The following is an 11,688-nucleotide window of genomic DNA, read 5'->3' as shown; positions in this document are numbered from 1 at the left end:
TCGCCGCGCTGCCGGATTTCAGCGAACTCGCCGAGCGTGTCGGCCCGGCCGTCGTCAACATCCGCACCACCGAGCGGGTGCGCTCCTCCGGGGCGCGCGAGCTCGATCCCGGCTTCGAGGAGTTCCTGCGCCGCTTCGGCATCCCGCTGCCGCGCTCGGGCCCGCGCGGTGGCGACGGCGACGACGAGGCATCGGGCGGGCAGACCCAGCCGCGCGGCGTCGGCTCGGGCTTCGTCATCAGTGCCGACGGCTACGTGATGACCAACGCCCACGTCGTCGACGGCGCCGAGGAGGTCATCGTCACGCTGACCGACAAGCGCGAGCTGAAGGCGCGCATCGTCGGCGCCGACACGCGCACCGACGTCGCGGTCGTCAAGATCGACGCCACCGGGCTGCCGACGGTGAAGATCGGCGACGTCGGCCGGCTCAAGGTCGGTGAATGGGTGCTCGCGATCGGCTCGCCCTTCGGCCTGGACAACACCGTCACCGCCGGCATCGTCAGCGCCAAGCAGCGCGACACCGGCGACTACCTGAACTTCATCCAGACCGACGTCGCGATCAACCCCGGCAACTCCGGCGGGCCGCTGCTGAACCTGCGCGGCGAGGTCGTCGGCATCAACTCTCAGATCTACAGCCGCTCCGGCGGCTTCATGGGCATCAGCTTCGCGATCCCGATCGACGACGCGATCCGCGTCGCCGACCAACTGCGTGCCACCGGGCGTGTCGTGCGCGGCCGCATCGGCGTGCAGATCGCGCCGGTGACCCAGGAGGTCGCCGAGGCGATCGGCCTGGGCAAGGCCGCCGGCGCGCTGGTGCGCAACGTCGAGAAGGGCGGCCCGGCGGACAAGGCCGGCGTCGAGGCCGGCGACATCATCACGCGCGTCGACGGCAAGCCGGTCGAGCGGTCGGGCGAACTGCCGCGCATCGTCGGCGCCATCAAGCCGGGCTCGCAGAGCACGCTGACCGTCTTCCGCCGCGGCGCCCCGCGCGACCTGAAGGTGACGGTGGCCGAGTTCGAGGACGACCGTCCGGCGCGCGCCGGCGCGACGCCGGGCAGCGCCCCGGCCGCCAAGAGCGTGCTCGGCCTGACCGTGACCGAACTCGGCGAAGCGCAGAAGCGCCAGCTCGGCGTGCGCGGCGGCGTGCGTGTCGACACGGTGGAGGGCGCCGCGGCACGTGCCGGCCTGCGCCCCGGCGACGTCATCCTGGCGCTGGACAACACCGACATCAGCGACGCCCGCCAGTTCCAGGCCCTGGCCGCCAAGGCCGAGAAGTCGCGGGTCGTCAGCGTCCTGGTGCGCCGCGGCGACGCGGTGAACTACTTCGTCATCCGCCCGTCGCGCTGAACCGGCGCCGCCCTGCGACCGCAGGGCGGCCGTCGCCTGCCTCTCGCCGGACGGCGAAACGTGAGTGCATCCTCACATTCAATCTCCGTCTTCCGGCACCGCGCGGCGCGCGCACTAGAATCGCGCCCGTTCCGCGTCGTGTCGAGGCGCCGGCCGCCCGCGGCGGGCGGCGCCTGCGGCCCGGTGCGGGGTGGCGTCGCAGCGTGTGGACAACGTGTGGACATGTCGATCCGATGACCGGGCCCGAAGCCCCGGGAAACGGTCGGCGGAGGGCTTGCCGGCGGTGCCTTTTGGCTACAATGGACGCCCAACAAGCAGTTGCCATACGTTCTGTTGGAAGGCGCGTCACCTCTTGGACGTGCCTTTTTTTGTTTCCGGCGCGGCATGCACGAGGGCGGTTTGCGCCCCAGCGATGCCGGGTCCGGCCCTGGTGACAACCCGCGCCGCGACCGCCGGCTGGTGAGCCGCATGAACCACATCCGCAACTTCTCGATCATCGCCCACATCGACCACGGCAAGAGCACGCTGGCCGACCGCATCATCCAGCGCTGCGGCGGGCTCTCCGACCGGGAGATGGAAGCCCAGGTGCTCGACTCGATGGACATTGAGCGCGAGCGCGGCATCACGATCAAGGCCCAGACCGCGGCGCTCGAGTACCGGGCCAAGGACGGCAAGGTCTACAACCTGAACCTGATCGACACCCCGGGGCACGTCGACTTCTCGTACGAGGTCAGCCGTTCGCTGTCGGCCTGCGAGGGCGCGCTGCTCGTCGTCGACGCCAGCCAGGGTGTCGAGGCGCAGACGGTGGCCAACTGCTACACCGCGCTGGACCTCGGCGTCGAGGTCATCCCGGTCCTCAACAAGATGGACCTGCCGCAGGCCGACCCCGACAACGCCAAGGCCGAGATCGAGGACGTCATCGGCATCGACGCCACCGACGCCATTCCCTGCTCGGCCAAGACCGGCCTGGGCATCGACGACATCCTCGAAGCGGTGGTGCACCGCATGCCCGCGCCGCGCGGCAACCCCGACGGCGCGCCGCGCGCGATGATCATCGACAGCTGGTTCGACAACTACGTCGGCGTCGTGATGCTGGTGCGTGTCGTCGACGGCGTGCTGAAGAAGGGTGACCGCATCCGCATGATGGCGACCAACGCCGTCTACCCGCTCGAGCAGATCGGCGTCTTCACGCCCAAGTCGATGCCGCGCGAGGCGCTCAACGCCGGCGAGGTGGGTTTCCTGATCGCCGGCATCAAGGAACTGCAGGCGGCCAAGGTCGGCGACACGATCACGCTGGAAAAGAAGCTGCCGAACAACGCCGGCCCGGCCAGCGAGCCGCTGCCCGGCTTCAAGGAGATCCAGCCGCAGGTCTTCGCCGGCCTGTACCCGACCGAGGCCAGCGAGTACGACCAGTTGCGCGACGCGCTGGAGAAGTTGAAGCTCAACGACAGCTCGCTGCGCTACGAGCCCGAGGTCAGCCAGGCGCTGGGCTTCGGCTTCCGCTGCGGCTTCCTCGGCCTGCTGCACATGGAGATCGTGCAGGAGCGCCTGGAGCGCGAGTTCGACCAGGACCTGGTGACCACCGCGCCCAGCGTCGTCTACGAGGTCGAGCTGAACGACGGCACCGTGCTGCAGGTCGAGAACCCCAGCAAGATGCCCGACATGGGCCGCATCCGAGAGATCCGCGAGCCCATCGTCACGGTGCACCTGTACATGCCGCAGGACGCGGTCGGCCCGGTGATGACGCTGGCCAACCAGAAGCGCGGCATCCAGCTGAACATGGCCTACCACGGCAAGCAGGTCATGCTGACCTACGAGCTGCCGCTGGCCGAGATCGTGCTGGACTTCTTCGACAAGCTGAAGTCGGTGAGCCGCGGCTACGCCTCGATGGACTACGAGTTCAAGGAGTACCGCGCGGCCGACGTCGTGAAGGTCGACATCCTGATCAACGGCGACCGCGTCGACCCGCTGGCGATGATCGTGCACCGGGCGCAGAGCCAGTTCCGCGGCCGCGCGGTGGCGGCCAAGATGCGCGAGCAGATCCCGCGCCAGATGTACGACGTGGCGATCCAGGCGGCGATCGGCGCGAACATCATCGCCCGCGAGAACATCAAGGCGCTGCGCAAGAACGTGCTGGCAAAATGCTACGGCGGCGACATCACGCGCAAGCGGAAGCTGCTCGAGAAGCAGAAGGCGGGCAAGAAGCGCATGAAGCAGATCGGCTCGGTCGAGGTGCCTCAGGAAGCCTTCCTCGCGATCCTCCAAGTGGACGACTAAACACCTTGATGAGCACTCTGACCGCCGTCCTGTACGGCGCCCTGGTCGTCTATCTGGGCGGCTGGTTCCTCGGGCAGTGGACGGGCAACTTCTCGCTGCTGCTGTTCCTCCTCAGCGCCGTCACCCTCTGCTACTGGCTGGCCGAGCGCTTCCACTTCCGCCCGGCGCGCGAAGCCGCCGCCGCGGAGCTGGAGCGCCAGGACGCCGCGCGCCGCGAAGACCTCGCGCGCCAGGGCATCGCCAAGGTCGACGGCGACGTCGGCGCGGCCAAGGAGAAGATCCTCGAGCAGCCCTGGTGGCTGGACTGGACCGCCGGGCTGTTCCCGGTGATCGTCGTGATCTTCCTGCTGCGCTCGTTCATGTTCGAGCCGTTCAAGATCCCGTCGGGCTCGATGATCCCGACGCTGCTCGTCGGCGACCTCATCCTCGTCAACAAGTACCACTACGGCATCCGGCTGCCGGTGATCAACAAGAAGATCATCGCCAACCACGACCCCGAGCGCGGCGACGTCGTCGTCTTCCGCTACCCGGTGGACCCGCGTGTCGACTACATCAAGCGCATCGTCGGCGTGCCCGGCGACGAGATCCGCTACGCCGACCAGAAGCTCTACGTCAACGGCCAGCCGGTGCCGGTGACGCCGCTGGGCGAGTTCTACAACGAGGACCGTCTGCTCTACGCGCCGATGTTCTCGGAGAAGCTCGGCGCGGTGGAGCACCGCATCCTCGTCGACCCCAAGCGCCCGGCCTTCTACGGCCCGGAGCCCAAGTCGTTCCCGATGCACGAGAATTGCCAGTACTCGGCCGAAGGCGTGACCTGCAAGGTGCCGCCGGGACACTATTTCGCGATGGGCGACAACCGCGACGACTCGCAGGATTCGCGCTTCTGGGGATTCGTTCCGGACGAGAACATCGTCGGCAAGGCATTCTTCGTCTGGATGAACCTGGGCGACCTGGGCCGCATCGGAGCCTTCCACTGAGCGGCCCGGCCCTCGACACGGCGTACAACGAGAGGCGAACATGACTCCGGTCCCGCGCGCGCCGCGCGCCAGCCAACGCGGCATCACCTTGTTCGGGCTGCTGTTCTGGGCCTTGACCATCGGCTTCACCGGCTACGTGCTGGTGCGCGCGGTGCCGACGGTCAACGAGTACCTGACGATCAAGCGTGCCATCGAGAAGGTCGCCGCCGGCCAGCCCGCCACGGTCAGCGACGCCCGCACCGCGTTCGACCGCCAGAAGGAAGTCGAGTACTCGATCACCTCGATCGACAGCAAGGACCTCGAGATCACGAAGGAGAACGACAAGGTCGTCATCGCCTTCGCGTACGACAAGGAAGTGCCGCTGATGGGCCCCGTGTACCTGCTGATCAAGTACGAGGGCCGGGCCAAGGCACCTTGATGGACGCCCGTCACGACGCCCTTCAGCAGCGCCTCGGTCACCGCTTCACGCGGACCGCGCTGATGACGCGCGCGCTGACGCACCGCAGCTGGGGCGCGGAGCACAACGAGCGCCTCGAGTTCCTCGGCGACTCGGTGCTCAACTGCGCCGTCTCGGCGCTGCTGTACGAACGTTTCTCCGGCAGCGACGAAGGCGACCTGACGCGCGTGCGCGCCCACCTCGTGCGCGAGGACAGCCTGCACCGCGTCGCGCTGACGCTCGGCCTGTCCGAGGTGCTGCGCATGTCCGAAGGCGAGATGCGCGGCGGCGGCGCCCAGCGGCCGTCGATCCTCGCCGACGCCGTCGAGGCGCTGATCGGCGCGATCTTCCTCGATGGCGGCTTCGATCCGGCGCTGGCCACCGTGCGCCGCCTCTTCGGCGAGGTCATCGCCGCCACCGAGGCCGACGCCTGGAGCAAGGACGCCAAGACCGAGCTGCAGGAATGGCTGCAGGCGCGGCGCCTGCCGGTGCCGGCCTACCGCATCGTCGCCACGCGCGGCGAGAAACACGCCCAGACCTTCGAGGTCGAGTGCGCCGTCGCCACGCTGGGCCTCGCCGAACGCGGCGAAGGCCGCTCCCGCCGCACCGCCGAGCAGGAGGCCGCACGCCGCCTGCTCGAAGGTCTCAAGGCCGACGACAAACCCGGCGGCCCCCCTGCGCTCCTGAAGCGCCCGCCCACGCGATGAACACCACCCCCCCTCCGGGCGACGAAGCGCCGGACGACTCGTCGTCCCAGGCTTACGAGCTGCCCCCGATCCCGCCCGCGCCGGCTGCCGTCGAGGGCCAGCGCTGCGGCCTGATCGCCATCGTCGGCCGGCCCAACGTCGGCAAGTCGACGCTGCTGAACGCGCTCGTCGGCCAGAAGATCAGCATCACCTCGCGCAAGGCGCAGACCACGCGCCACCGCATCACCGGCATCCGCACGGTCGGCGCGACGCAGTTCGTCTTCGTCGACACGCCGGGCTTCCAGACCACGCACCTGAAGCGCCACAGCGGCGCGATGAACAAGACGCTCAACCGCACCGTCACCGCCTCGGTGGCCGACGTCGACGCGGTGCTGTTCATGGTCGAGGCCGGGCGTTTCGGCCTCGACGACGCCAAGGTGCTGGCGCTGCTGCCGCCGGACAAGCCGGTGATCCTGGTCGCCAACAAGCTCGACGCCGTGCGCCGCCGCACCGACATCCTGCCCTGGCTGAAGAGCATGCAGGAGCGCCACGCCTTCGCCGAGTACGTGCCGATGTCGGCCACCACCGCGGCCGACGTCGAGCGCCTGTTCGCCATCGTCGAGCCGCACCTGCCCGAGCAGCCCTGGTTCTACGAGGAAGACGCGCTGACCGACCGCAGCGACCGTTTCCTGGCCAGCGAGATCGTGCGCGAGAAGCTGTTCCGCCTGACCGGCGACGAGTTGCCGTACTCGTCGACGGTGGTCATCGAGAAGTTCGAGGAAGAGGGCAACCTGCGCCGCATCGCCGCGACCATCGTCGTCGAGCGCGACGCGCACAAGGGCATGGTCATCGGCGAGGGTGGCGAGCGCCTGAAGCGCATCGGCACCGAGTCGCGCCAGGAGCTCGAGCGCCTGCTCGACGCCAAGGTCTTCCTCGAGCTCTGGGTCAAGGTGCGTTCGGGCTGGGCCGACGACGAGGCGCACCTGCGCAGCTACGGCTACGAGTGACGTGAGCCGGGAGGCGCGCCGATGAGCCGGGCGGCGGCCGCGCCGCTCGCGGCCTACGTGCTGCACAGCTGGGACTGGAGCGAGACCAGCCTGATCGTCGAGCTGTTCACGCGCGAGCGTGGCCGCGTCGTCGTCGCCGCCAAGGGCGCCAAGCGCCCGACCTCGCAGCTGCGCCCGGTGCTGCTGCCGTTCCAGCGCATCGCCGTGCAACTCGGCCGCACGCCGGCCGACGAGGCCGCCGAGATCCACACGCTGCGCACCGCGGAGTGGGGCGGCGGCGTGCCGCCGGTGCCGGCCGCGGCAATGTTCTCGGCCTTCTACTGCAACGAGCTGCTGATGAAGCTGCTGGCGCGCCAGGACGCGTACCCGCAGCTCTTCGACGCCTACGCCGAGACGCTGGCCGCGCTGGCCGCCGACGAGGCGTCGGCGCTGCGCGCCTTCGAGCTCGTGCTGCTGCGCGAGACCGGTCTGCTGCCCGAGCTGGGCAGCGAGACGCTGACGCTCGCGCCGCTGGCGGCCGCGCGCCGCTACGCCCTGCACCCCGAGGCCGGCCTCGTCGCCGATGCCGACGGCCTGCCGGGTGCCGACTGGGTGCGCCTCGAGGCCGCTCTGCTCGCCCACCATGGCGGCGCGCTGCGCGCCGCCTGTGCCCCGGTGAGCACCCCGCTGCGCGCCGCGCTGCGCGGGGTGCTTCACTATCATCTCGGCCATGCCCGGCTGCGCTCGCGCCAGGTCTTCCAGGACGTGCAGAAGCTCGTCGACACCGCTTCCCGATGAATCCTCTCGTCGCTCCCGAGGCCGCCGCCGGCGGCCTGACCAAGCTCTCGGTCAACGTCAACAAGGTCGCGCTGCTGCGCAACACCCGCCATCTCGGCATCCCGAGCGTGGTGCGCGCCGCGACGCTGTGCCTGCAGGCCGGTGCCGACGGCATCACCGTGCACCCGCGCCCTGACGAGCGCCACATCCGCGGCCATGACGTGCACGACCTGGCCGCGCTGCTGCGCGACTGGCCGCAGGCCGAATACAACATCGAGGGCAACCCGTTCCACAACCTGATGGCCTACGTGCGCGAGCTGCGCCCGCAACAGGTGACCTTCGTGCCCGACAGCGAGGCCCAGTTCACCTCCGACCACGGCTGGAACCTGCCAGAGGACGCCGAGCGCCTGCGCCCGGTGATCGCCGAGGCGCATTCGTTCGGCGTGCGCGTGAGCCTGTTCATGGACCCGATCCCCGAGGCCATGGCCATCGCGCGCGAGATCGGTGCCGACCGCGTCGAGCTCTACACCGAGCCCTACGCCGCCGCCTGGGGGACGCCCCGGCAGGCCGAGGTTCTCGAGCGTTTCGCCGCCGCCGGCCGTGCGGCGCTGGCCGCCGGGCTGCAGCTCAACGCCGGCCACGACCTGAACTGCGACAACCTGCCCGACTTCCTGCGCGCCGTGCCGGGCGTGCAGGAGGTGTCGATCGGCCACGCGCTGATCGCCGACGCGCTGGAGCTGGGCCTGCCGGAGACGGTGCGGGCCTACCAGCGCGCGATCCGCTCGGCGAGCCACGGCGTGCCGGCGTGATCTACGGCATCGGCACCGACATCTGCGACATCCGCCGCATCGAGGCGACGCTGGCGCGCCGCGGCGAGCGTTTCGCCGAGAAGGTGCTGGGCGACGATGAGCTGCGCATCTTCCGCGCCCGGCGCGCGCGTGCCGAGGTGCGCGGCATCGCCTTCCTGGCGACGCGCTTCTCGGCCAAGGAGGCCTTCTCCAAGGCCGTCGGCCTGGGCATCCGCATGCCGATGACCTGGCGCGCCTGCCAGATCCTCAACGAACCCAGCGGCAAACCTTTCGTGCGGCTGTCCGGTGAACTGGCCGCGTGGTTCGCCGCGCGCGGCCTGGTCGCCCACGTCACCGTCACCGACGAGAGCGACTACGCCGCGTCCTTCGTCGTCGTCGAACGCGCCGCGGCCCCCACCGAACCCGAGGAGCTTCCGTGAGCCTTCATGCCCCCGTCGTGCTGGACATCGCCGGCACCACGCTCAACGACGACGACCGCCGCCGCATCCGCCACCCGCTGGCCGGCGGCCTGATCCTCTTCGCGCGCAACTGGGCCGACCGGCGCCAGCTCGTCGAGCTGACCGCCGAGATCAAGTCGCTGCGCGAGGACCTGCTGATCTGCGTCGACCACGAAGGCGGGCGCGTGCAGCGCTTCCGCAGCGACGGCTTCACCCACCTGCCGCCGATGCGCGCCTTCGGCGAGCTGTGGATGCAGGATGCGATGCGCGCCACCGCGGCGGCCACCGCTGCCGGCTACGTGCTGGCCAGCGAGCTGCGCGCTTGCGGCGTCGACTTCAGCTTCACGCCGGTGCTCGACCTCGACCACGGCCCCAGCCAGGTCATCGGCGACCGCGCCTTCCACCGCGACGCGCGGGTCGCGGCGCTGCTGGCCAAGAGTCTGATGCACGGCCTGCTGCAGGCCGGCATGGCGTCCTGCGGCAAACACTTCCCCGGCCACGGCTTCGTCAAGGCCGACTCGCACCTGGCGCTGCCGGTGGACCGGCGCTCGCTGAAAGCCATCCTGGCCGACGACGCCCAGCCTTACGACTGGCTGGCCGGCAGCCTGAACGCGGTGATGCCGGCGCACGTGGTCTACCCCAAGGTCGACGCGCTGCCGGCGGGTTTCTCGCGGCGCTGGCTGCAGGAGATCCTGCGCGAGCGGCTGGGCTTCGACGGCGCCGTCTTCAGCGACGACCTCAGCATGGAAGGCGCCAAGGGCGTCGGCTCGACGCTGGACGCGGCGCTGCTGGCGCTGGGCGCCGGCTGCGACCTGGTGCTGCTGTGCAACCAGTCGACGGTCGACGGCGGCGCGCCGGTCGACGCGCTGCTCGAAGGGCTGGATCGGGCGGCCGCGGCCGGGCTGTGGACGCCGTCGGCAGACTCCGAACGCCGCCGCCAGGCGCTGCTGCCGCAGCAACTGCCGCTGGGCTGGGACGATCTGATGCACGCGCCGGCCTACCGCCGGGCGCTCGAACAGCTGCCCTGAAACGGCGACGGCCGCGTCGTGCGGCCGGAAGTCCGGAAATCCGGGGTCAGGTCTCGCGAGACCTGACCCCGTCGAGCAGCGGCTCGCCTGCCGAAGCGGGAAGTCCGGGGTCAGGTCTCGGGAGACCTGACCCCGTCGAGCACGCGGGAGACCTGACCCCGTCGAGCGGTGGCTCGCCCGCCGAAGCGGGGCAGGTGCCGTGCCGGCCCGGTCCGGATCAGCCCGCGGCGGTGCCGGCCTCGCGGCGCTTGATCGCCGCGCCCAGGCGCTCGGCCTGGGCCATCGCGCTCAGGCCGAGCAGCAGGTGCAGCAGCTGCATCGTCCAGTGGTACTCGCCCGGCACCAGCCGCAGCTGGAAGATGCCGAAGGCGACGACGACCACACCCCAGTTGAAGGCCAGCACGGCCAGCTTGGGCGCGGCACGGAAGCCGGTGAACACCAGCGCCCACAGCGCGAGCACGAACACCGTGCCGCCGATCATGTGCAGCTGCAGCACCGGGCCGAGGCCGAAGGCATGGGCGGCGCCGAGCACCAGCGTCAGGGCACCCGCGAGGCGGGCGAGCATCAGGGCGATCTTGGTCATCTGAGGGGAAGCGGACAGAACGGGAAGTCGAGGACGGCGGTGGCCGGCACGCCCGGCGCGGCCCCGCCACGAAAGAGGGCCGCAGGCCTCACGGCCGGCGGCCCTCGTCCGAGGCCGGCGGGTCAGGCGCCGTGCTCGAACGGCAGCTTCAGCTGCGACAGGTCCTTGCGCGTCTCGACGAGCACCAGCGGGCCTTCGTCGACGACGACGACCGGCTTCGGTTCACGCGGCACGTGCACCGGCTTCGGCTCGGCGGCAATCGCCTCCTGCGCGGCGCGCACCTTGTCGGCGTCGGACTGCACCCACTGCAGGCCGGCGTCGGCGGCCAGCGCGCTCAGCGCCTCGGTCGGCAGCGCATAGGGTTCGATGCGCGGCGCAGCCGGCGGCTGCGGTGCCGGCACGGCTTCGGCGACCGGGATCTCCGGCAGCTCGGCGACGGCTTCGGCCGGGGCCGGCGGCGTCACCACGGCGTCGTCGCCGATGGCGGCGTCGGCTGCGGTCGCCTCGGGCGCCACGGCCTCGCCTTCGCGGCGCTCGCGGCGATAACGGTCGCGGCCGCGACCACGGCGGCGGCCGCCTTCACGTTCACCTTCGGGCTCGCCTTCGCGCTCGTGGGCTTCGGGGAACACGCCTTCGGGCGCCGAGGCTTCGTCGACGACGGCCGGCGCGGCTTCGGCGGCCATCGGGGCGGCCTCGTCGGCCGGCGCGGCGCTGCCGTCGGCCAGCACGGTCTCCTCGATCCGGCCTTCGCCGTTGCCACGGCCGCCACGGCGGCGGCGGCGGCGGCCGCCTTCACGCGTCTCGGCGTTCTCGGCGACCGGCGCACCGTCGGCCGGCGTCAGCGCCTCGGCGGTGGCCGGCACCAGCGCGGCGGCTGCGATGCTCTCTTCGGCACGCGGGGCGCGTTCGGCACGCGGGCCGCGGTTGCCGCGTTCACCGCGCTCGCTGCGTTCACCGCGTTCGGCACGCGGCTCGCGCGTCTCGGCGCCGGCGTCCTGGGCATCGCGACGGCCGTCACGGCGGTTCTCGCCGCGGCCTTCACGTCCTTCGCGAGCCTCCTGGCGGCCTTCGGGGCGGCCGTTGCGGTTGCGCTCGCCACGTTCGCTGCGTTCACCACGCTCGCCGCGTTCACCACGCTCGCCGCGTTCGCCGCGGCCACCGCGGCGGCCGCCTTCACGCTTGTCCGGCGTCGCGGGCGACGCCTCGGCGGCCGGAGCCGGCGCGGCCGGTGCCGCGGCCGGCGTCGGCTCGGGCATCGTGAACATGCGCTTGATCCAGCCGAAGAAGCCGCCGCTGGCGGGCGCCGCGGCCGGGGCCGCCGGTGCCGGGCAGGCGCCGGGCCTGCG

11 protein-coding genes and 1 pseudogene are annotated in these 11,688 nt (G+C 71.2%); 10 read left to right on the top strand and 2 right to left on the bottom strand.

All coding sequences use genetic code 11. The annotated features are described in order from the left end of the window. From RBXJA2T_RS06000 to nagZ, 10 genes are all read left to right on the top strand, one after another. The coding region (locus RBXJA2T_RS06000) for a DegQ family serine endoprotease (protein ID WP_009856439.1) at positions 1–1,346 on the top strand (1,346 nt) is incomplete at its 5' end. A gap of 468 nt (positions 1,347–1,814) precedes the next feature. Continuing rightward, complete coding sequence (gene lepA, locus RBXJA2T_RS05995; RefSeq protein ID WP_009856438.1) at positions 1,815–3,623, top strand: translation elongation factor 4; 1,809 nt, start codon at positions 1,815–1,817, stop codon at positions 3,621–3,623. 8 nt (positions 3,624–3,631) lie between these two features. After that, positions 3,632–4,600: a signal peptidase I gene (gene lepB / locus RBXJA2T_RS05990; RefSeq protein WP_009856437.1), complete on the top strand. Its 969-nt coding sequence runs from the start codon at positions 3,632–3,634 to the stop codon at positions 4,598–4,600. Positions 4,601–4,640: 40 nt separating this feature from the next. Next, complete coding sequence (locus RBXJA2T_RS05985) at positions 4,641–5,018, top strand: DUF4845 domain-containing protein (protein WP_009856436.1); 378 nt, start codon at positions 4,641–4,643, stop codon at positions 5,016–5,018. Next, on the top strand, positions 5,018–5,743 hold the full coding sequence (rnc, locus tag RBXJA2T_RS05980) for a ribonuclease III (protein WP_009856435.1): 726 nt from the start codon (positions 5,018–5,020) through the stop codon (positions 5,741–5,743). The genes RBXJA2T_RS05985 and rnc overlap by 1 nt, the downstream gene beginning before the upstream one ends. After that, positions 5,740–6,729: a GTPase Era gene (gene era / locus RBXJA2T_RS05975; RefSeq protein ID WP_009856434.1), complete on the top strand. Its 990-nt coding sequence runs from the start codon at positions 5,740–5,742 to the stop codon at positions 6,727–6,729. Before rnc ends, era begins: the two co-directional genes overlap by 4 nt. A 21-nt stretch (positions 6,730–6,750) precedes the next feature. Then, complete coding sequence (gene recO, locus RBXJA2T_RS05970) at positions 6,751–7,506, top strand: DNA repair protein RecO (protein ID WP_009856433.1); 756 nt, start codon at positions 6,751–6,753, stop codon at positions 7,504–7,506. After that, complete coding sequence (locus RBXJA2T_RS05965; protein ID WP_009856432.1) at positions 7,503–8,294, top strand: pyridoxine 5'-phosphate synthase; 792 nt, start codon at positions 7,503–7,505, stop codon at positions 8,292–8,294. The genes recO and RBXJA2T_RS05965 overlap by 4 nt, the downstream gene beginning before the upstream one ends. Further along, the gene (gene acpS / locus RBXJA2T_RS05960; protein WP_009856431.1) at positions 8,291–8,713 is read left to right on the top strand and encodes a holo-ACP synthase; all 423 of its coding nucleotides are present in this window, start codon (positions 8,291–8,293) and stop codon (positions 8,711–8,713) included. The genes RBXJA2T_RS05965 and acpS overlap by 4 nt, the downstream gene beginning before the upstream one ends. Beyond that, on the top strand, positions 8,710–9,759 hold the full coding sequence (nagZ, locus tag RBXJA2T_RS05955; RefSeq protein ID WP_009856430.1) for a beta-N-acetylhexosaminidase: 1,050 nt from the start codon (positions 8,710–8,712) through the stop codon (positions 9,757–9,759). The genes acpS and nagZ overlap by 4 nt, the downstream gene beginning before the upstream one ends. 217 nt (positions 9,760–9,976) lie before the next feature. On the opposite strand, the gene RBXJA2T_RS05950 is transcribed toward nagZ, so the two are convergent. Together RBXJA2T_RS05950 and RBXJA2T_RS05945 are read right to left on the bottom strand one after the other, a co-directional pair. Further along, positions 9,977–10,342 carry a hypothetical protein gene (locus RBXJA2T_RS05950; RefSeq protein WP_009856429.1) on the bottom strand — a complete coding sequence of 122 codons (366 nt, stop codon included), beginning with the start codon at positions 10,340–10,342 and terminating at the stop codon, positions 9,977–9,979. A gap of 122 nt (positions 10,343–10,464) precedes the next feature. Beyond that, positions 10,465–11,688: pseudogene (locus RBXJA2T_RS05945) on the bottom strand (Rne/Rng family ribonuclease); the annotation flags it as partial.

Origin of the sequence: Rubrivivax benzoatilyticus JA2 = ATCC BAA-35, from assembly GCF_000190375.1 — a bacterium.
Taxonomy (GTDB): domain Bacteria; phylum Pseudomonadota; class Gammaproteobacteria; order Burkholderiales; family Burkholderiaceae_C; genus Rubrivivax; species Rubrivivax benzoatilyticus.
This window is presented reverse-complemented; position numbering and strand designations above follow the sequence as displayed.